Consider the following 20,767-nt stretch of genomic DNA (forward strand, 5'->3'; position numbering starts at 1 on the left):
TCCCGGACATTGGAGGCGCCGCCCATCCGGGGCAGCGCCCGGCAGCCGAAAGGACGTGCCCCGTGTCCGGACAGGAAGAGACGGCGGAGCCGCGGGACCCCCGGCTCACCGAGCTGTACAAGGAGTTCGACTCGCTCGGGCTGATCCCGCTGTGGACCGAGCGCGAGGATCTGATGCCGCTGCACCCGCACCCCGCGGCGGTCCCCCATCGCTGGCGCTGGTCCGAGCTGTACGCAGCCGCGGTCAGGGCCGGCGAGCTGGTGCCGGTCGGCCGGGGCGGCGAGCGCCGTGCGATCTCGCTCTCCAACCCGGGGCTGCACGGTCTGCCGCACGCGACTCCCACCCTGTGGGCCGCGATCCAGTACCTCGGTCCCCACGAGGTGGCGCCGGTCCACCGCCACGCCCAGAACGCCTTCCGGTTCGTCCTGGAGGGCGAGGGCGTGTGGACGATCGTCGACGGCGACCCGGTCGCCATGCGCCGCGGCGACCTGCTGCTGACCCCGGGCTGGGCCTGGCACGGTCACCACAACACCACCGACCGCCCGATGGCCTGGCTGGACGGGCTCGACATCCCGCTGTCGTCCGCTCTGAACACCGAGTTCTTCGAGTTCGGCCCGGACACGCTGGAGGACCGCTCCATGCCGGAGCGCTCGCGCGCCGAGCGTCTGTGGGGCCACCCGGGTCTGCGCCCGCTCTCCCGGCTCACCGACACCCCCAGGTCGCCGCTCGCCGCCTACCGCTGGGCGCACACCGACGCCGCGCTCGCCGGCCAGCTGGAGCTGGAGGCCGAGGGCCACGAGGGCGTCACCGCGCACCCCGGCCATGCGGCCGTCCGCTTCTCGAACCCGACCAACGGCGCCGACGCGCTGCCCACTCTCCGTACGGAGATGCACCGGCTCAGCGCCGGAGCCGTCGTGCCCGCCTCGCGCGAGGTCGCCTCGTCGGTGTGGCAGGTCTTCGAGGGCTCGGGCGCGTTCGTCGTGAACGGTGAGCGGTTCGAGGTCACCCACGGCGACCTCGTCACCGTGCCCTCCTGGGCCGAGGTGTCCATCGAGGCGGGAGCGGGGGCGGGGGCGGGCGCGCAGCAGCTCGACCTGTTCCGCTTCAGCGACGCCCCGGTCATGGAGAAGCTCCACTTCCACACCCTGCCCACCGCCGTCGCCGAAGGGACCACACACCGATGAAGCTCGCCACCATCCGCACCGCAGGCGCCACCGCCGCCGTACGCATCGACGGGGACACCGCCGTCGAGACAGGACACCGCGATCTGGGCGCCCTGCTCGCCGACCCGGACTGGAAGCGGCTCGCGGCGGCAGCGGCCGGCACCGCGCACGCCGTCGGCTCGCTCGACTACGCACCCGTCGTCCCCCGCCCCGGGAAGATCATCTGCGTCGGCCTCAACTACCGGAACCACATCCTCGAGATGGGCCGCGAACTCCCGCAGTACCCCACGCTGTTCGCCAAGTACCCCGAAGCCCTGATCGGTCCGTACGACGAGATCGTGCTGCCCGCCGCGTCCGACGCCGTCGACTGGGAGGCCGAGCTCGCCGTCGTCATCGGTACGTCCGTCCGGCACGCGGGCAAGGAGGCAGCGGCCGCGGCCATCGCGGGCTACTCGGTCCTCAACGACGTGACCGCACGGGACTGGCAGTACCGCTCACCGATGTGGCTGCAGGGCAAGACGTTCGAGGCCACCACGCCGTTCGGCCCGGTCCTGGTCACGCCGGACGAGGCGGATCCCGCCGCCGGGCTCGCGCTCAGCGGCGCGGTCGACGGCGAAACCGTGCAGCAGGCCGACACCGCGGACCTGGTCTTCGACGCGGCAACCCTCGTCTCGTACATCTCGACGATCCTCACCCTCCAGCCGGGCGATGTGATCGCCACGGGGACCCCGGGCGGCGTCGGCCATGCCCGCAGGCCGCAGCGGTACCTCGCCGAGGGCCAGACACTCACCACCTCGGTGTCCGGCATCGGCGAACTGCGCAACGTGTGCCGCGCGGAGAAGGTGGAGCGGACCGATGGCTGAGCACGGACTCGCCCGCGCACTCGGCTGGGTGCACGAGGGCTCGGCGCTGCTCCACAAGCGGCTCGACGAGCTGGGCGACGCGGCGGCCGAGGGCGCGTCCCTGCTGCCGGGCTGGTCCCGCGCACACGTCCTGACGCATCTCGCGCGCAATGCGGACGCCCTGGTCAACCTGCTGACCTGGGCCCGTACCGGTGTCGAGACGCCGATGTACCCCGACCCGGCCTCGCGCCTCGACGACATCGAGCAGGGCGCCCGCCGCCCGGCACCCGTCGTCCTCGCCGACGTCCTGGACGCCGACGCCCGGCTGCTGGCCGCCGTCGACGCGCTGCCCGCCAAGGCCTGGCAGGCCACCGTCCGCAGCGCCCTGGGCCGCACCGTCCCCGCGAGCGAGGTGCCGTGGATGCGGACCCGCGAGGTCTGGGTGCACCTGGTCGACCTGGGCGCCGGCGACGACACCGACGCCTTCCCGGACGATCTCGTCGACGCGCTGCTCGCAGAGGTGTCGGCGACGGTCGGCGCCAAGGAGGACTGCCCCGCGGTGCTGCTCCGCCCGACGGACCGGGACGGCGCCGCGTACCGGCTCGGCCCGGACGGATCCGTGCCCGAGGTCGTCGCCGCTCCCGCCGCCGGTCTCTGCGCCTGGCTGCTGGGCCGCGACACGCAGGCCGCGCGTGCGGCGCGCGGCACCACACGGGCGGTACTGCCGCGCTGGCTCTGAAGAGGCCCCGGCCGACAGGACCCGGCGAACGGATCCCGGCCGGCCCCCACCCTGCAACACCCTGCAAAGGAACACGTCATGAGCAACGACAGGCTCATCGTCATCGGCGGCGGCATCGGCGGCACGGCGACGGCCCTCGCCGCGCGTCGCGCCGGCCGCGAGGTGACGCTGCTGGAACAGGCCCCCGCCTTCACCGAGGTCGGCGCGGGCCTTCAGATGGCACCCAACGCGACCCGCGTCCTGCGGCGGCTCGGCGTACTCGACCGGGTCGTCGAGGCCGGTGTCCGTCCTGGTCACCTCGTCTTCCACAACGCGGTCGACGGCCGGGAGCTGACCCGCGTCCGCCTGGACAGGGCGTACGAGGAGCACTTCGGCGGCCCGTACGTCGTCGTCCACCGCAGCGACCTGCTGGACATCCTGGTCGACGCCGCCGTCGAGGCGGGCGCCGAACTGCTGACCGGCCGCCGCGTCGAGGAGATCGACCACCACCCGGACTCGGTCACGGTCCGCACGGGTGACGGCGCCGCGTACAGGGGCGGCGCGGTCGTCGCCGCCGACGGTCTGCACTCGCGCACGCGCAGGTTGTTCTCGGACGACGAGCCGGTCCAGTCGGGCTACGTCGCCTACCGCGGGACGGTCCCGATCGAGGACGTCGCGGGCGGCCCGAACCTTCGCGACGTCCTCGTCTGGATGGGCCCAGGGCTGCACCTGGTGCAGTACCCGCTGCGCTCCGGCTCCCTCTACAACCAGGTGGCCGTCTTCCGCAGCCCGCGCTTCGACGACGGCGCGGAGCCGTGGGGCGGGCCCGACGAGCTGGAGCAGGTCTTCGCCGCGGCCTGCGAGCCCGTCCGCCGCGCCCTGCCCGGCCTCGGCCGCGAGCGCTGGTGGCCGATGGCCGACCGCGAACCGATCGCCTCCTGGGCCAAGGACCGGGTGGCGCTGCTCGGCGACGCGGCACACCCGATGCTGCAGTACCTGGCGCAGGGTGCCTGCCAGGCCATCGAGGACGCTGCCGCACTCGCCGCGTCGGCCACGCGCCACTCGGGCCCCGACGGCACGGTCGTCTGGCCTTCCGCACTGGAGGAGTACGCGGCCGAGCGGGCACCGCGCACGGGCCGCGTCCAGTCCACCGCCCGCGTCTGGGGTGAGATGTGGCACGTCGAAGGGGTCGCCGCACTGCTGCGCGACGAGGTGTTCAGCCGCAGGGCCACCGACGACCTCGGGCCGGCGGAGTGGCTGTGGGGCCACCGAGCAGGGTGAACGCCGCGCGGCCCGGATCCCGGCACGGGCGGGATCCGGGCGGCCCCGCCGTCCCTGCCGGAGGTGGTGGTCTGTCCGGACATGCCCACCCACGTGAATCCGTGCACAAGCGGGCGCCTACGATGGTCGCCGTGCAGACCCCCCTCGCCTACATCGCCCAGCGCTGGACGCCGTCCCCCCGGACCGTCCGGCGCGCCGCGCTCGCCGCCGTCGTGATGAGCGTGGCCATCATCGTCACCGGCGGCGCGGTCCGGCTGACCGGCTCCGGCCTCGGCTGCGACACCTGGCCCAAGTGCACGGACGACAGCCTGTTCGCGACCCCGGAGCAGGGCATCCACGGCGCGATCGAGTTCGGCAACCGCATGCTGACGTACGTCCTGTGCGCGGCGGTCGGCTGGGCCATCATCGCGGCGCGCGCCACGAAGCCGCTGCGTCGCGGGCTGGTCAGGCTCGGCTGGGCGCAGTTCTGGATCGTCATGGGCAATGCGGTCATCGGCGGGATCACGGTGTGGGCCGGGCTCAACCCCTGGACCGTCGCCGGGCACTTCCTGCTCGCGAACGCGCTGCTGACGGTGGCCACGATCACCTGGCTCCGGTCACGCGAGGGCGACAGCGCGCCGCGGCCGCGGGTCCCGCGCCCGGTGCGGAAGCTGTCCTGGGTGCTGGCCGGCGCCTCCGCGCTGCTGATCGCGGCGGGTACGACGGTGACGGGCTCCGGCAAGCACGCGGGCGACAGCAGCGATGTGCCCCGGATGCCGTTCGACTGGGTGGACGCGGCTCATGTGCACGCCGCGCTGGCCTGGCTGGTGTGCGCGCTCGCCGTCGCGATGTGGCTCGTGCTGCGGGTGGTGGACGCTCCCGACGACACCCGGGCCCGTGCGCGTGAGCTGCTGATCGTGCTGCTCGCGCAGGGCGCCGTCGGCTATGTGCAGTTCTTCACCGATGTGCCCGAGGTGCTGGTCGGCGTCCATATGCTCGGCTCCTCGCTGATGTGGATCGCGGTGCTCCGGCTGGCGCTGTGCCTGCGGGAGCGGCCGCTGGACACCGCCGCGATCCCGGCGCAGCAGGACCAGGCGCTCTCGGTGGCCTGAGCGGGCGGTCCGCCCGGACTGACGGCTCAACCGGCGAGTCCGTAGAGGCGGCGGGCATTGCCTGCCGCGATCATCTCGGCGACCCGCTGGGCGTCCGTACGGCACCACGCGCCGTCCGTCACCCAGCCGTTCAGCACCCGCCCGAGCGCCTCCCGGAAGATCCGCGCCCCGACCACGTGCAGTTCGGGCAGCCCGCGTGCGCCGCTGGAGAACAGCAGCTTCCCGAACGGCGCCAACTCCAGGATCTCCGCGAGTACGGACGCGGCCCCGGCCCCCGTGTGGGCGAGCGCGGGCCCGACGTCCGCGTACACATGCGGGAAGACGCTCGCCAGATGGGCGGCGTGCCGGTGGTACGGATAGCCGTGCAGCAGGACGAGATCGGTGCCGAGGCCGGTCGTGGCCGCCGCGAAGTCGGTGAGCAGCAGCGGATCGTCGACGCCGACGTGGAGCTGCAGGGGGCGCCCGGAGGCGACGGCGATCCAGAGGAGGTGCCGCAGCAGCACGGGATCGGTGAGCCGGCCGCGGACCTGCCGCCCGGCCAGCCAGCGTCCCGTCGCACCGCGCACCTCGCCGGGTCCCGGCGGCTCGGGGGCGAGGGCGAGTCCGTGCCGTACGCCGGCGACGGAGGTGAAGGCGACGGCCGAGTCGGCGGCTCCGTGCACGGCCTCGGCGAGGTTGGCGAGAAAGGCATCGACGGTGCCCGAGGTGTCGGCGACCTGCTCGGCGAGCTGCTCGAGCCGGACGATCTCATGGGCTTCGGCGGCGCCCGCGGCGGCGATCTCGGGGAGTCCGGTGAGGTCTCCGGGCAGCCCGGTGTCCACCAGATACGTGGCGATTCCGGTGGCCCGCAGCAGCCGCCTGCCGGATTCCAGAACGCCGAGCTCCCTGCGCCGGGCGAGGTAGCGGGCAGGCGGGCAGTGCGGCTCGAGACCGAGCAGCGGCGGACACCAGCGGCGTACGGCAAAGCCGGTCTGCGTGTCGAAGAAGGTGGTGCCGGGCGCGGGTGGCCCGGTGGTCCTGCCGAGATGGGCCTCGAAGGTGCCGAGGCCGAGCTCGGTGCGGAGGACGCCGTGACAGTACTGATCCACCATGGACGGCGTATCGATCATCCGGGGGCTCCCAGCGGTGGACGTGCTTCCACACGTCCTAACGGGTGAGCCCCGCGCTAGGTGTTGCCCGCCCCCTTCGGAGCCCGTCTCGGCGCCGTGCCGGGAGGCGTCCAGGGGAACTGGGGATCGCCCCCCGGACAGGTGTCGTCCGCGCGTCAGTCGTTGGAGGGGCCGCCCAGCTGGATGCCGGCCATGCGGGTCCACTCGTACCGGCCCGTGCGGACCTTCGCCGCGAAGTCGCCGTCGAAGGACTCGTGCATCGTGATGCCGGACTTCTCCACGGCGCTGACCGCGATCGCGTGGCTCGGCGCGACCAGGTCGCCCCATCCGCCGTCCTCGCCGACGAGCACGATGCGGGTGCCCATCTGCCCGATGTACGCGACCTGACCCTCGGCGCCGCCGTGCGCCTTGGCGAAGGCGCCGATCTGCTTGGCGAGCTTCGCCGCCTTGCGCTCCGCCCTCGCGGCCTGCTTCGCCTGCTTCTCGTCAACCTGGATGTCTGCCATGACCAGGATGCTACTCGCGGGTAGATCGACTGGCGACAGTCAGGTCACGTGGCCTGGGCCACGCCCTTCAACGACGAGCCCGGCTCAGCGCAGGAAGGGGTCCACCGCCACCGCCACGAACAGCAGCGAGACATAGGTGATCGACCAGTGGAAGAGCCGCATCTCCTTGAGCTTGCCGCCGGTGACCCCGGCCTTCGCGCGGCTCTGCAGCGCGTGCGCCTCCCGCAGCCACCAGCCGCCTGTCACCAGCGCCACCGCCGTGTAGAACCAGCCGGTGTAGCCGAGTGGCGTCAGCAGCAGGGAGACGGCGACCATCACCCAGCTGTAGAGGACGATCTGGCGTGCGACGACCCTGTTCGAGGCGATGACCGGGAGCATCGGCACGCCGACGCGTGCGTAGTCCTCCTTGACCTTCATCGACAGCGGCCAGTAGTGCGGCGGCGTCCAGAAGAAGATGACCAGGAAGAGGATGACCGCTGCCCACGACATCGAGTTCGTGACGGCGGACCAGCCGATCAGCACCGGCATACAGCCGGCGATACCGCCCCACACGATGTTCTGCGCGGTGCGCCGCTTCAGCAGCATCGTGTAGACGACGACATAGAAGAGGAGCGCACCCAGCGAGAGCGCCGCGGACAGCCAGTTGACCAGCAGTCCGAACCAGAGGGTGGAGACCACGGCGAGGGTGATGCCGAAGACCAGGCCCTCGCGGGGCGTGAGCACCCCGGTGACCAGCGGACGCTGTGACGTACGGTCCATCAGGGCGTCGATGTCGCGGTCGATGTACATGTTGAGCGCGTTCGCGCCGCCCGCGGAGAGGTATCCGCCGATGCAGGTCGCGACGACGAGCCAGAGGTCCGGCACACCCTGTGCGGCCAGGAACATCACGGGGACCGTGGTGATCAGCAGCAGCTCGATGATCCGCGGCTTCGTGAGCGCCACGAATGCCTTGACGCGGGCCCCGAATGGCCGATGGCCCCCTGGGCTGGGAGTCAAGACGACCCCTGCGGGTCGGGACTCGACGGCCGTCACGCACACCCCTGACAGAGAATTCCCAGCAAGCTTCTGGGGTACCTCCCATGCCCGGAGGGCTATGGGGGAGTGAATACCCGTGAAGACTTGCGCGTACCACGCCACTCTAGACGTTGGCCGCATGCCGATCTTCGCGGGGGTGGGGTCGTGTTGAGCGGTGCGGGGCCCCGCTGCGTACTGACCCATGGGTTCGCCGACGAGAGGCGAAGTCGAGCCGCTGAGCGCACCCTGGCAGTGCCGGCTGTGTCCGAGGGGAGAGACGTCCTCCGACAAGGATGCCCGTTGCTGCGAGGGTAGGCTCGACAGCGCCCGGTACACCCATAGTCACCGGGACCGAACATGTGGAGAGGAGCCCTGACCCAGGGTGAGCACCAAGCCGACCACCACAGAACTCGAGTGGACCGCATTGGACCAGCGGGCCGTGGACACCGTCCGTGTCCTTGCCGCTGATGCCGTACAGAAGGTCGGCAACGGCCATCCGGGTACGGCCATGAGCCTGGCCCCTGCGGCGTACGTCCTCTTCCAGAAGCTGATGCGGCACGACCCCGCTGACGCGGACTGGACCGGCCGTGACCGGTTCGTGCTCTCCGCGGGTCACTCCAGCCTGACTCTCTACATCCAGCTCTACCTGGCCGGGTACGGCCTGGAACTGGACGACCTCGAGTCCTTCCGCACCTGGGGCTCCAAGACCCCGGGCCACCCGGAGTACGGCCACACGGTGGGCGTCGAGACGACGACCGGCCCGCTGGGCCAGGGTGTCGCCAACGCGGTGGGCATGGCGATGGCCGCCCGCTACGAGCGCGGACTGTTCGACCCGGACGCCGCGCCCGGCACCTCCCCGTTCGACCACACCATCTGGTGCATCGCGGGTGACGGCTGCCTCCAGGAGGGCATCTCGCACGAGGCGTCGTCGCTGGCCGGTCACCAGAAGCTCGGCAACCTGGTGCTGCTGTGGGACGACAACCACATCTCGATCGAGGGCGACACCGCGACCGCCGTCTCCGAGGACACCCTGCAGCGGTACGAGGCGTACGGCTGGCACGTCCAGCGCGTGCAGCAGCTGCCGAACGGTGACCTGGACCCGGCCGGTCTCTACCGGGCGTTGAAGGCGGCCCAGGAGGAGACCGAGCGTCCCTCCTTCATCGCGATGCGCTCGATCATCGCCTGGCCCGCTCCGCACGCGCAGAACACCGAGGCCGCGCACGGCTCGGCGCTGGGCGACGAGGAGGTCGCGGCCACCAAGCGCGTCCTCGGCTTCGACCCGGAGAAGAGCTTCGAGGTCTCCGCCGAGGTCATCGCGCACACCCGCAAGGCCCTCGACCGCGGCCGTGCGGCCCGGGAGGAGTGGGAGAAGACCTTCGCCGAGTGGCGTACCGCCAACTCGGAGCGCGCCGCCGAGTTCGACCGGATCCGCTCGACCGAGCTGCCGGCCGGCTGGGAGGAGAAGCTCCCGGTGTTCGAGGCGGGCAAGGGTGTCGCGACCCGCGCCGCCTCCGGCAAGGTGCTGCAGGCGCTGGGTGCGGTGATCCCGGAGCTGTGGGGCGGCTCCGCCGACCTCGCGGGGTCGAACAACACGACGATCGACAAGACGTCGTCGTTCCTCCCCAAGGGCAACCCGCTGCCGGAGGCCGATCCGTACGGTCGCACGATCCACTTCGGCATCCGCGAGCACGCGATGGGTGCCGTGCTCAACGGCATCACGCTGCACGGCAACACCCGGGTCTTCGGCGGCACCTTCCTGGTGTTCTCCGACTACATGCGCAACGCGGTGCGGCTGTCCGCGCTGATGCACCTGCCGGTGACGTTCGTCTGGACGCATGACTCGATCGGTCTGGGCGAGGACGGTCCGACCCACCAGCCGGTGGAGCACCTGGCCTCGCTGCGCGCCATCCCGGGTCTGAACATCGTGCGCCCGGCCGACGCCAACGAGACCGCGATCGCCTGGGCCGAGATCCTCCGCCGCTACACGAAGAAGTTCGGCGTGGGCGCCCCGCACGGTCTGGCGCTGACCCGTCAGGGCGTGCCGGCGTACGAGCCCAACGAGGACGCGGCGAAGGGCGGTTACGTCCTGTTCGACGCCGAAGGGACCGACGGGCAGAGCGCGGACGCCCAGGTCGTGCTGATCGGCACGGGCTCCGAGGTGCACGTGGCCGTCGAGGCGCGTGAGCAGCTGCAGGCCGCGGGCATCCCGACGCGGGTCGTCTCGATGCCGTCGGTCGAGTGGTTCGAGGAGCAGGACCAGGCGTACAAGGACAGCGTCCTGCCGCCGTCGCTGAAGGCGCGGGTGGCGGTCGAGGCCGGTGTCGGTCTGACCTGGTACCGGTACGTCGGCGACGCCGGCCGGATCGTCTCGCTGGAGCACTTCGGTGCGTCGGCCGACGGCAAGGTGCTCTTCCGCGAGTTCGGGTTCACCCCCGAAGCGGTGGCCGCCGCCGCCCGGGAATCCATCGCCGCCGCCGCGCGCTGACGCCGGTATACGACTAGTAGGAGATGCATTTCTCATGACAGACGCACTCAAGCGCCTCTCCGACGAGGGCGTGGCGATCTGGCTCGACGACCTGTCGCGCAAGCGGATCACGTCCGGCAATCTCGCCGAACTGATCGACCAGCAGCACGTTGTGGGCGTCACCACCAACCCGTCGATCTTCCAGAAGGCCATCTCGTCCGGTGACGGCTACGAGCAGCAGCTCGCCGACCTCGCAGCGCGCAAGGTGACCGTCGAGGAAGCCCTCCGCATGATCACGACGGCGGACGTGCGGGACGCGGCGGACGTCCTGCGCCCGGTCTTCGACGCGACGGGCGGCCAGGACGGCCGCGTGTCGATCGAGGTCGACCCGCGCCTCGCGCACAACACCAGGGCGACGATCGCCGAGGCCAAGCAGCTGGCCTGGCTGGTGGACCGGCCGAACACCTTCATCAAGATCCCGGCGACCAAGGCGGGCCTGCCCGCGATCACCGAGGTCATCGGCCTCGGTATCAGCGTCAATGTCACGCTGATCTTCTCGCTGGAGCGCTACCGCGAGGTCATGGACGCCTACCTGGCCGGTCTCGAGAAGGCGAAGGCCGCAGGCCTGGACCTGTCGAAGATCCGTTCGGTGGCGTCGTTCTTCGTGTCCCGGGTGGACACCGAGATCGACAAGCGGCTGGACGCGCTGGGCACGGACGAGGCGAAGGAGCTGCGCGGCAAGGCGGCCGTGGCCAACGCCCGTCTCGCGTACCAGGCGTACGAGGAGGTCTTCTCCTCGGACCGCTGGGCCGCGCTGGACAAGGCGCAGGCCAACAAGCAGCGTCCGCTGTGGGCCTCGACCGGTGTCAAGGACCCGGCCTACAAGGACACGCTGTACGTGGACGACCTGGTCGCCCCGGGCACGGTGAACACCATGCCGGAGGCCACTCTGAACGCGACCGCTGACCACGGGCAGATCACGGGTGACACGGTGCGCGGTACCTACGAGCAGGCGCGCGCCGAGCTCGACGCCATCGAGAAGCTCGGGATCTCGTACGACGACGTGGTGCAGCTGCTGGAAGACGAGGGCGTCGAGAAGTTCGAGGCGTCCTGGAACGACCTGCTCAAGTCGACGGAGGCGGAGCTCGAGCGCCTCGCACCTTCGGAAGGCTGAACCACCTTGACTCCCGCACACGGAGCCAATCTGCTTCGTGACGCCGCGGACCGACGGCTCCCGCGTATCGCGGGGCCGTCGGGCCTGGTGATCTTTGGCGTCACCGGCGATTTGTCCCGTAAAAAGCTGATGCCTGCCGTTTACGACCTCGCCAACCGCGGGCTGCTGCCGCCGGGCTTCTCGCTCGTCGGCTTCGCCCGCCGCGAGTGGGACGACCAGGACTTCGCCCACGAAGTCCACGAGGCCGTCAAAGAGCACGCCCGTACCCCCTTCCGTGAGGAGGTATGGCAGCAGCTCATCCAGGGGATGCGTTTCGTCCAGGGCGACTTCGACGACGACAACGCGTTCGAGACGCTGAAGAAGACGATCGAGGAGCTCGACCAGGCCCAGGGCACCGGCGGCAACTTCGCCTTCTACCTCTCCGTACCTCCGAAGTTCTTCCCCAAGGTCGTCCAGCAGCTCAAGAAGCACGGGCTGGCCGACCAGAAGGAGGGCTCCTGGCGCCGCGCCGTCATCGAGAAGCCCTTCGGGCACGACCTGGCATCCGCCATGGTGCTCAACCAGGTGGTCCACGAGGTCTTCCCGGCCGACGCGGTCTTCCGGATCGACCACTACCTGGGCAAGGAGACCGTCCAGAACATCCTGGCGCTCCGCTTCGCCAACACCCTCTTCGAGCCGATCTGGAACCGGTCGTACGTCGACCACGTCCAGATCACCATGGCCGAGGACATCGGCATCGGCGGCCGCGCCGGCTACTACGACGGCATCGGCGCCGCCCGTGACGTCATCCAGAACCACCTCCTCCAGCTGCTCGCGCTGACCGCGATGGAGGAGCCCGCCTCCTTCGACGCGGATGCGCTGGCGGCGGAGAAGACCAAGGTGCTGGGCGCCGTCAAGCTGCCCAAGGACCTGGCCACCAGCACCGTGCGCGCGCAGTACGCGGCGGGCTGGCAGGGCGGCGCGAAAGCCGTCGGCTATCTCCAGGAAGAGGGCATCGACCCGAAGTCGAAGACCGATACGTACGCGGCCGTGAAGCTGGAGATCGACAACCGCCGCTGGGCGGGCGTGCCGTTCTATCTCCGCACCGGCAAGCGGCTCGGCCGCCGTGTCACCGAGATCGCGGTCGTCTTCCAGCGTGCCCCGCACTCCCCCTTCGACCACACGGCCACCGAGGAGCTGGGGCAGAACGCCCTGGTGATCCGGGTCCAGCCGGACGAGGGCGTGACGATGCGGTTCGGCTCGAAGGTGCCGGGCACATCGATGGAGGTCCGGGACGTCTCGATGGACTTCGCGTACGGCGAGTCCTTCACGGAGTCCAGCCCCGAGGCCTACGAGCGGCTGATCCTGGATGTCCTGCTCGGGGATTCCAATCTCTTCCCGAGGCTGGCGGAGGTCGAGCTGTCCTGGAAGATCCTCGACCCGATCGAGCAGTTCTGGGACAAGCACGGCAAGCCCGCGCAGTACCCGGCCGGGACCTGGGGTCCGGCCGAGGCGGACGAAATGCTCGCACGAGACGGACGGAGCTGGCGTCGGCCATGAAGATCGACCTTACGGACACCACCTCCAGCAAGATCAACAAGGCTCTGGTCAGGGGGCGGCGGGCCATCGGCACGCCGGCCGTCGGCATGGTCCTCACGCTCGTCATCGTCACGGACGAGGAGAACGCGTACGACGCGCTGAAGGCGGCCAACGACGCGTCCCGCGAGCACCCTTCGCGCACCCTCGTCGTCATCAAGCGGGTCTCGCGCTCGCCGCGCGACCGCGCGAAGGCGCGCCTCGATGCCGAAGTGCGCGTCGGCGTCGATGCCGGCACCGGCGAGACGGTCGTGCTGCGGCTGTACGGCGAGGTCATCGACCACGCCCAGTCGGTGGTCCTGCCGCTGCTGCTGCCGGACGCTCCGGTCGTGGTGTGGTGGCCGGTGGCTGCGCCGCACGACCCGGCGTCCGACCCGCTGGGCGCACTGGCGCAGCGCCGGGTGACCGACACCTACGCCTCCGAGCAGCCGATCCAGGAGCTGACGGCCCGCGCCGAGGCCTACACCCCGGGGGACACGGATCTGGCGTGGACCCGGATCACCCCGTGGCGCTCGATGCTGGCGGCGGCGCTGGACCAGGTGGCGTGCGAGGTCACGGCGGCCGAGGTGGAGGGGGAGGAGTTCAACCCGAGCTGCGAACTGCTCGGGATGTGGCTCGCCGACCGGCTGGGGGTGCCGGTCAAGCGCTCGGTGTCCGCGGGTCCCGGGCTCACGGCCGTACGGCTGGCGACGAGCTGCGGCCCGATCGTGCTGGACCGGGCGGACGGGTCGCTGGCGACGCTGTCCATCCAGGGGCAGCCGGACCGCGGGGTGGCGCTGAAGCGGCGTGACACGGCGGAGCTGATCGCCGAGGAGCTGCGGCGGCTGGACCCGGACGACACGTACGCGTCCGCGCTGCGGTACGGGGTCGACCGGCTCGGCGAGGAGTCGCTCGAGGCAGCGGGCAGCGGTGAGGCCGAGGCCGCGGGGGCTTCGGCGGGCTCGGCGGGCTCGGCGGCGAAGAAGACGTCGGCGAAGACCCCGGCCAAGAAGGCGGCGGCGAAGTGAGTGCCCCTCAGCTCGTCGTCCACCGCGACAAGGAGCTGATGGCGCAGGCCGCGGCGGCCCGGCTGATCACGAAGATCGTGGACGCCCAGGCCGCGCGCGGCTACGCGTCGGTCGTCCTCACCGGCGGGCGCAACGGCAACGGCCTGCTGGCCGCGCTCGCCGCGGCGCCCGCGCGGGACGCGATCGACTGGTCGCGGCTCGACCTGTGGTGGGGGGACGAGCGCTTCCTGCCCGAGGGCGACCCGGAGCGCAATGTCACCCAGGCCCGCGAGGCCCTGCTGGACTCGGTCCCGCTGACCCCGTCCCGGGTCCACGCGATGCCCGCTTCCGACGGCCCCCACGGCAAGGACGCGGACGCGGCGGCCGCCGCCTACGCCGCGGAACTCGCCGCGGCTGCCGGCCCCGAGGACCACGGTGACGTGCCCACCTTCGACGTCCTGATGCTCGGCGTCGGCCCGGACACGCACGTCGCGTCCCTGTTCCCCGAGCTTCCGGGGGTCCGGGAGACGGAGCGGACCGTGGTGGGTGTCCATGGTGCGCCCAAGCCGCCGCCGACCCGGATCTCGTTGACGCTCCCCGCCATCCGTGCGGCCCGCGAGGTATGGCTGCTCGCGGCGGGCGAGGACAAGGCGAACGCGGCGGCGATCGCGCTGTCGGGCGCCGGGGAGATCCAGGCGCCGGCTGCGGGCGCGTACGGCCGGTCGAGGACGCTGTGGCTCCTCGACTCGGCGGCGGCGTCCCAGCTCCCGCGGAGCCTCTATCCGCCTGCGTCGCCCTGACGAGTCGTCGGCTCCGTCGCACGAAGGCCCGGTCCGCCTCCTTGGCGAACCGGGCCTTCGGTGTCAGGGGATCGTCAGCGGATCAGAGGATGACCTGGTCGGGCCGGGCCTCCAGGCGCGCAATGGCCTTGCGCGCGGCACCGACGAAGGCGTCGAAGACGCCATTGGTGTGGGTCGGCCGTTCCAGTCGGGTGAAGTGACCGGCGTCGAACATGCTCTGGCGCAGCTCTTTGGTGATCTCGAGCTGGGCGCCCTTGCCGAGCAGGGTCTTGTTGCAGATGTTGTCCGGGTCGACGCCGGCGAGGGCGGGTACGGTCGAGCCGTCGATGGTCTGGAAGCCCGCAGCGCGGAACTCCTCGTGCAGGTAGGTCTTGAATTCGCTGTTGAGACCGCCCACGACGACCGCCTCGGGCACCCCCGCGGACGCACCGGCCGTGCTCGCGTCGCAGCCGTGCAGGCTCAGGACGTTGAGGCTGCTCGCGGCCATCGAGAGGGCTGTGCGGTCGTCGTTGTGCGTCGAGGTGACGTGCAGGAGATCGTTGTCGGTCGAGCGCACGCCCTCGAACATCCAGTAGTCGTGGACCGGGCCTCCCGCGGGGGTCACGGCGAGCGTGGCCGGGTGGTAGCCGGCTACCCCCAGGCACAGTTCGGACGTGCCGCCCTCGATGCCACCGCCGTGGATGGCCATGACCGTGGTGCGGTTGAAGGGGTATCTCAGGTCGTTGCTGTTGTCGAACAGCTCATGGCGCTTGTAGCGCCGGGCGAAGTCCGTTCCCTCCTTGCCGACGAGCTTCGTGTAGAGGTCGGTGTTCGACGCGTAGAGGTCGGCGGCGTAAGCGGGGGCGGCGGCAACGGTGTTGAGTACGGAGGCGCCGAGTGCGGCGCCTGCGAGGCCGGCCAGAACGGTGCGTCGGTTGGCATACGTCATGCATGTCATGATCGCTGCGGAGCGAGGCGCTCCCTCCCGCTCCGGAGGTGGGCTGCCTCACATCGAGCGTTCCGGCCGCTCCAGGAACGGCTCCAACAGGCCCGGGACCGCGTGGGACGCGAAGTCGAGGGCCTCGTGCTCGTCGGCGTCGTACACCGAGTACGCCCCGTCGCCCGCCGCCGTCGTCGCGGTCAGCGTGAGGATGCCCGCGCGGCGCTGGAACCAGGACTGTTTGAGCGTCCAGCCGATGACGCCGCCGCGCTGGAGCGCGACCGTCCCGCGCCGGATCGTGCCGGAGCGGGCCAGCAGATAGTCGCCGTCGAGCCCATGGCCGAGGCTCCGGTACGCGTCGAGGGCGAGCAGCGCCGCGAGCGGCAGGAACACCAACGCGCAGGCCGCCGCGACGTAGAACAGGACCTCGGTGAGCAGCAGCCCCAGCACGGCCAGGGTCACCAGCGGCAGCAGCGCCGCGGTGAGCGCCCAGCGCAGCCTGCGCGTACGGGCCGCGCGCGGATGCGGGGTCAGCGTCGCGCCGGTCGGCGCACCGGTCTCGCGCAGCACCAGCGCCGCCACCTCGTCCGCGACAGCCCGCGGCGCGGGCGGCAGCAGTGTCTTGAGGTCGGTGTGCTGGTCCTCCTCGTCGTTCACCAGGCCGGTCGCGACCGCATCGACGCGCGCCGCGCCGAACAGCCGCACCCCGAGCGGTTCGACGAGCTCGACCCCGCGCAGCCGTCGCTCCTCGATGGAGATCGACCGGGTGGTGAAGAGCCCGCGGCGGACGCGCAGGGTGCCGCCGGGCTCGCGCTCCAGCCGGTAGTTGAACCACATCTCGACCCAGAGTCCGAGCGCCCCCACGACCCCGGCGACCAGGGCCCCGAGGGCCAGCACGACGACCACCCAGAAGACCGGGGTGTCCTGGAACCGCTCGGCTATCCAGTGGATCACCTCGCCCTGCGCGCCGAACCACTCGCTGACCTGCATGACCGCACCTGCCGCCGCGCCGCCGAGCAGCGGGGCGACGAACGACACCGGTGCGTACCGGATCCAGGCGGGGTCGAAGGCGGCCAGCTCGCCCTCCCGATGGGTCCCCGGGGCGTCCACCACGGCCCGGGCCAGCAGCTCACGCCGCAGCCGCTCGCCCTCCGCCCTGGTGACCGGGTCGAGCTCCAGCGTGGACTCACCGCCGCCGGTGTGCTCGCCGGTGCCGATCCGCACCTTGACCAGGCCGAGTATGCGCAGCAGCGGATTGGCCGTCAGATCGACGCTGCGGATGCGCTCCCGGGCCAGCGAGCGGCGCTTTATCAGCAGTAGCCCGGTGTGGAGTTCGGCGCGGTCCGGGCCGATCCGGTACCGCGTACGCCGCCACCGTACGTAGTCCGCCCCCGCGCCGCCCGCGATGAGGACGACGGCTCCCGCCACGACCCATCCGAGCGCCTGCCACCACGGCTTACTGCCGGCCAGGCCGAACAGGACCGGCAGACCGGCGCCGCCCGCGACCCCGGCCATGACGGCGGCGGTGACGAGGACGGTGCGCCGGTCGAGCCTCAGCCAGCCGTCGCTCATGTGGCGTCCCCGGGCGTGGTCTGCGTGATCCGGGTCAGCTGCGCGGCCAGCTCGGCCGCGAGCTCGTGGTCCAGGCCGCCGATCCTGATCGCGCCCCTGGAGGAGGCGGTGGTGACGGTGACCGTGGCGAGCCGGAACGCCTGCTCCAGTGGCCCTCGCTCGGTGTCCACGGTCTGGATCCGGGACATGGGCGCGATCCGCCACTCCTGCCAGAGCGCGCCGGTGCGGACGTACACCGCCTCGTCCGTGACCTCCCAGCGGTGCACCCGGTACCACCAGGCGGGGAAGAAGACCGTGCCGGCCAGGCCGAGAACCGCCACCGCCGCGGCGGCGGTCAGCAGCGGGCCCCGGGCGGTCCCGATGAACGCGCCCAGCACCGCGAGCACGGCCACCGGCACCAGCGTCGTCAGCAGGCACTGGGCCCGCCACCAGCCGACGGCCCGCTCGTTCAGCCTGTTGCTCGGCGGCCGCAGCCGCACGGTCCCCTCCCCCGCCATCGGATCACCGGCCGCGCAGCGTGCGGTACGTGGCCGCGAGCGAGGCGGTCGAGCTGTCGAGTTCCTCGCCCCCGCGGCCCTCGGTCAGCACCGGCTCGATCCGCTTGGCCAGGACCTTGCCGAGCTCGACGCCCCACTGGTCGAAGGAGTCGATGTTCCAGACGGCTCCCTGGACGAACACCTTGTGTTCGTAGAGCGCGATGAGCTGCCCGAGGACGGACGGGGTCAGCTCCTTCGAGAGGATCGTGGTCGTCGGGTGGTTGCCGACGAACGTCTTGTGCGGCACCAGCTCCTCCGCGACACCCTCCGCCCGTACCTCGTCGGGCGTCTTGCCGAAGGCCAGCGCCTGCGTCTGGGCGAAGAAGTTCGCCATCAGCAGGTCGTGCTGGGCGACGAGCCCGGGCAGCAGATCCGGGACGGGCTGCGCGAAGCCGATGAAGTCGGCCGGGATGAGCTTCGTCCCCTGGTGGATCAACTGGTAGTACGCGTGCTGGCCGTTGGTGCCGGGCGTGCCCCAGACGACGGGTCCGGTCTGCCAGTCGACGCGGTTGCCGTCACGGTCGACGGACTTTCCGTTGGACTCCATGTCCAGCTGCTGCAGATACGCCGTGAACTTGCTCAGGTAGTGCGAGTACGGCAGCACCGCGTGCGACTGGGCGTCGAAGAACCCGCCGTACCACACGCCCAGCAGGCCGAGCAGCATCGGCGCGTTCTCGGCGGCCGGGGCGGTGCGGAAGTGCTCGTCGACGAGGTGGAAGCCGTCGAGCATCTCGCGGAAACGGTCCGGGCCGATGGCGATCATCAGCGAGAGCCCGATGGCCGAGTCGTACGAGTACCGCCCGCCGACCCAGTCCCAGAACTCGAACATGTTCGCCGTGTCGATGCCGAACTCGTCGACCTTCTCGGCGTTCGTCGACAGGGCCACGAAGTGCTTGGCGACAGCCTCCTGACCGGCCTTCAGCTCGGTGAGCAGCCAGTCGCGGGCCGACGTCGCGTTGGTGATGGTCTCGATCGTGGTGAACGTCTTGGACGCGATGATGAACAGCGTCTCGGCCGCGTCGAGGTCGCGCACCGCCTCGTGCAGATCGGCCCCGTCCACGTTCGAGACGAAACGGAACGTCAGATCCCGTGCGGTGTAGGAGCGCAGCACCTCGTACGCCATCGCCGGGCCGAGGTCGGAGCCGCCGATGCCGATGTTGACCACGTTCTTGATGGGCTTTCCGGTGTGGCCGGTCCAGCTGCCCGAGCGGATCCGCTCGGAGAACGCGCTCATCTTGTCGAGCACGGCGTGCACCGCCGGCACCACGTTCTCGCCGTCGACCTCGATGACGGCGTCGCGAGGGGCGCGCAGCGCCGTGTGCAGCACGGCCCGCTGCTCGGTGATGTTGATCTTCTCGCCACGGAACATGGCGTCCCGCAGCCCCGTGACATCGGTGGCCTCGGCCAGCTCGCGCAGCAGCGCCAGCGTCTCGTCGGTCACCAGGTGCTTGGAGTAGTCGAGGTGGAGGTCGCCGACCTGGAGGGTGTACCGGTTGCCGCGCTCGGCATCGGCGGCGAACAGTTCCCGCAGATGCGTGTCGGCCAGCTGCTCACGATGCTTGCTCAGAGCGGCCCATTCGGGCATCCGGTTGAGCCGGGTACGGCTTTCTGCGTTCATTCTGGACATCAGCCCACTTCTTCTCGTACCTGCCTGCGTGCCCCGCTGCTCCACCAACCTAATTGATCTGGGGGGCCAGAGACGCGAGGGCGAGGGTGAACAGTCCGGCCGCCAGCAGCGCGGGGGTGTTCAGTCCCCATGCGGCCGCCGATGCCCCGCCGAGCAGCGCCCCGAGCGGCGCCCCGGCGATCGCGAGCGTGCGGAAGGCCGAGCTGATCCGGCCCAGCATGCCGTCGGGGCTGCGCTCCTGCATCAGCGTCACCTGGTTGGTGTTCCACACCAGTCCCATGAAGCCGAACAGCGCCATCGCCACGATCGCCGCCAACAGCTCATGGACCGTTCCCATGGCGACGAGGCAGCCGGTCTGCACGGTCCCGGCCAGGAACACACCGCGTATCCTGCCGATCCGCTCGGATATCCGGCGCGCGAGCAGCCCGCCGGCGACACCGCCCACCCCGTACGCCGTGACGACCGCGGCATAGCCGCCGTTGCCCGCGTCGAGCCAGCCGGTGACGTGCAGGACGAGGGTGGCGATGAGCGCGCCCATCCCGATGTTGCACAGGGTCGTGGCGGTGCACAGTGACCGCAGGGCCCGGTCCCGCCACAGCGCCCGGATGCCCTCCGCGATCTCGGCCCGCAGGGTCGAGCCGGCCTTGCGGGGCTGCCGCTCGGGGCCGGTGACCCGCAGCGAGGCGACCAGCAGCGCCGCCAGGACATAGGTCGCCGCGTCCGCCGCATAGGGCGCGGCCGCGCCCACGACGAGCAGCACCGGCACGAGCGGCCCCGCCAGGAAGGTGCCCGCCATCTGCTGCCCGGTCTGCAGCCGGGCATTGGCGCTGCCGAGCGCCTCGCCGGGCACGAGGGACGGCAGCAGTGCCGTCGCCGCATTGTCGAACAGGGTCTGGAGCGTGGTGAGCGCGAACGCCACCGCGATCAGCACGGCGATCGAGGCATGGCCCAGGGCCACGGCCACCGCGAACGCCGCCATCAACCCGCCCCGCACCAGGTCCACGGCCCACATGGCCCGCCGCTGGTCGACGCGGTCGGCGACCGCCCCGCCGAGCAGCCCGAAGAGCAGCCACGGCAGATAGCCGCAGGCCGTCACCGAGGCGATGAGCACGGGGTCGTGGGTGAGCGAGGCAGCGAGCAGCGGCATCGCGGCCGTCCGCAGTGAGTCGCCGAACTTCGACACGACCGCGGCCGACCACAGCCGCCCGAATCCGCCCCGCCACGCGGGCGCCGTCCGGGCGGTGCCCACAACCCCCGCTGTTGTCACGGGCTCCCCCTCGGGCCGTTGATCGTCCACTGCACACGACCGTAGAGGACACCACTGACAACGCATCGGGCCCGGCCCCCGGGGGTCACGGGCGCTTAACGCCGGGGGCGGGGCGCGGGTCGG

18 protein-coding genes are annotated in these 20,767 nt (G+C 71.4%); 10 read left to right on the forward strand and 8 right to left on the reverse strand.

Annotated features, from left to right (window positions below; all coding sequences use genetic code 11):
* Positions 1–8 precede the first annotated feature (8 nt).
* The 5 genes from ACWCXB_RS10705 (at position 9) to ACWCXB_RS10725 (ending at position 5,095) form a co-directional block, all read left to right on the forward strand.
* A complete protein-coding gene (locus ACWCXB_RS10705) occupies positions 9–1,184 on the forward strand; it encodes a cupin domain-containing protein (protein ID WP_450721362.1) in 1,176 nt (391 codons plus the stop codon).
* On the forward strand, positions 1,181–2,026 hold the full coding sequence (locus ACWCXB_RS10710; protein ID WP_450721223.1) for a fumarylacetoacetate hydrolase family protein: 846 nt from the start codon (positions 1,181–1,183) through the stop codon (positions 2,024–2,026). Before ACWCXB_RS10705 ends, ACWCXB_RS10710 begins: the two co-directional genes overlap by 4 nt.
* Positions 2,019–2,744, forward strand: a complete 726-nt coding sequence (locus ACWCXB_RS10715; protein WP_450721225.1) for a maleylpyruvate isomerase family mycothiol-dependent enzyme — start codon at positions 2,019–2,021, stop codon at positions 2,742–2,744. Before ACWCXB_RS10710 ends, ACWCXB_RS10715 begins: the two co-directional genes overlap by 8 nt.
* A 78-nt stretch (positions 2,745–2,822) precedes the next feature.
* The gene (locus ACWCXB_RS10720; RefSeq protein ID WP_450721227.1) at positions 2,823–4,004 is read left to right on the forward strand and encodes an FAD-dependent oxidoreductase; all 1,182 of its coding nucleotides are present in this window, start codon (positions 2,823–2,825) and stop codon (positions 4,002–4,004) included.
* A 122-nt stretch (positions 4,005–4,126) separates the two neighbouring features.
* The gene (locus ACWCXB_RS10725) at positions 4,127–5,095 is read left to right on the forward strand and encodes a COX15/CtaA family protein (protein ID WP_450721229.1); all 969 of its coding nucleotides are present in this window, start codon (positions 4,127–4,129) and stop codon (positions 5,093–5,095) included.
* 26 nt (positions 5,096–5,121) lie between these two features.
* Here the strand turns inward: ACWCXB_RS10725 and ACWCXB_RS10730 are convergent, their stop codons facing one another.
* From ACWCXB_RS10730 to ACWCXB_RS10740, 3 genes are all read right to left on the reverse strand, one after another.
* Complete coding sequence (locus ACWCXB_RS10730) at positions 5,122–6,204, reverse strand: amidohydrolase family protein (protein WP_450721231.1); 1,083 nt, start codon at positions 6,202–6,204, stop codon at positions 5,122–5,124.
* Positions 6,205–6,359: 155 nt separating this feature from the next.
* Positions 6,360–6,710 (reverse strand): hypothetical protein, encoded by a 351-nt coding sequence (locus ACWCXB_RS10735; RefSeq protein ID WP_450721233.1) that lies wholly within the window; start codon positions 6,708–6,710, stop codon positions 6,360–6,362.
* A gap of 84 nt (positions 6,711–6,794) precedes the next feature.
* Positions 6,795–7,742 (reverse strand): heme o synthase, encoded by a 948-nt coding sequence (locus ACWCXB_RS10740; RefSeq protein WP_450721235.1) that lies wholly within the window; start codon positions 7,740–7,742, stop codon positions 6,795–6,797.
* A 364-nt stretch (positions 7,743–8,106) separates the two neighbouring features.
* Between ACWCXB_RS10740 and tkt the strand changes: the two genes are divergently transcribed.
* The 5 genes from tkt to pgl are packed head-to-tail and all read left to right on the forward strand — an operon-like array spanning position 8,107 to position 14,723.
* Complete coding sequence (gene tkt / locus ACWCXB_RS10745) at positions 8,107–10,209, forward strand: transketolase (RefSeq protein WP_450721237.1); 2,103 nt, start codon at positions 8,107–8,109, stop codon at positions 10,207–10,209.
* Between the two features lie 34 nt (positions 10,210–10,243).
* On the forward strand, positions 10,244–11,362 hold the full coding sequence (gene tal / locus ACWCXB_RS10750; protein WP_450721239.1) for a transaldolase: 1,119 nt from the start codon (positions 10,244–10,246) through the stop codon (positions 11,360–11,362).
* Between the two features lie 6 nt (positions 11,363–11,368).
* A complete protein-coding gene (gene zwf / locus ACWCXB_RS10755) occupies positions 11,369–12,901 on the forward strand; it encodes a glucose-6-phosphate dehydrogenase (protein WP_450721241.1) in 1,533 nt (510 codons plus the stop codon).
* Positions 12,898–13,944 carry a glucose-6-phosphate dehydrogenase assembly protein OpcA gene (gene opcA / locus ACWCXB_RS10760; RefSeq protein ID WP_450721243.1) on the forward strand — a complete coding sequence of 349 codons (1,047 nt, stop codon included), beginning with the start codon at positions 12,898–12,900 and terminating at the stop codon, positions 13,942–13,944. Before zwf ends, opcA begins: the two co-directional genes overlap by 4 nt.
* Positions 13,941–14,723 (forward strand): 6-phosphogluconolactonase, encoded by a 783-nt coding sequence (gene pgl / locus ACWCXB_RS10765; protein ID WP_450721245.1) that lies wholly within the window; start codon positions 13,941–13,943, stop codon positions 14,721–14,723. The genes opcA and pgl overlap by 4 nt, the downstream gene beginning before the upstream one ends.
* A gap of 82 nt (positions 14,724–14,805) precedes the next feature.
* On the opposite strand, the gene ACWCXB_RS10770 is transcribed toward pgl, so the two are convergent.
* From ACWCXB_RS10770 to ACWCXB_RS10790, 5 genes are read right to left on the reverse strand one after another with little or no spacing between them, the layout of a single operon-like run.
* On the reverse strand, positions 14,806–15,651 hold the full coding sequence (locus tag ACWCXB_RS10770; protein WP_450721247.1) for a poly-gamma-glutamate hydrolase family protein: 846 nt from the start codon (positions 15,649–15,651) through the stop codon (positions 14,806–14,808).
* A gap of 57 nt (positions 15,652–15,708) precedes the next feature.
* Entirely contained in the window at positions 15,709–17,214 is a 1,506-nt protein-coding gene (locus tag ACWCXB_RS10775; RefSeq protein ID WP_450721249.1) for a PH domain-containing protein, read from the reverse strand.
* Entirely contained in the window at positions 17,211–17,711 is a 501-nt protein-coding gene (locus ACWCXB_RS10780) for a PH domain-containing protein (RefSeq protein ID WP_450721251.1), read from the reverse strand. Before ACWCXB_RS10780 ends, ACWCXB_RS10775 begins: the two co-directional genes overlap by 4 nt.
* 4 nt (positions 17,712–17,715) lie before the next feature.
* Entirely contained in the window at positions 17,716–19,368 is a 1,653-nt protein-coding gene (gene pgi / locus ACWCXB_RS10785; protein WP_450721363.1) for a glucose-6-phosphate isomerase, read from the reverse strand.
* Positions 19,369–19,426: 58 nt separating this feature from the next.
* The gene (locus ACWCXB_RS10790; RefSeq protein WP_450721253.1) at positions 19,427–20,644 is read right to left on the reverse strand and encodes an MFS transporter; all 1,218 of its coding nucleotides are present in this window, start codon (positions 20,642–20,644) and stop codon (positions 19,427–19,429) included.
* Between the last annotated feature and the right edge of the window lie 123 nt (positions 20,645–20,767).

Source organism: Streptomyces sp. NPDC001514 (assembly GCF_053597075.1).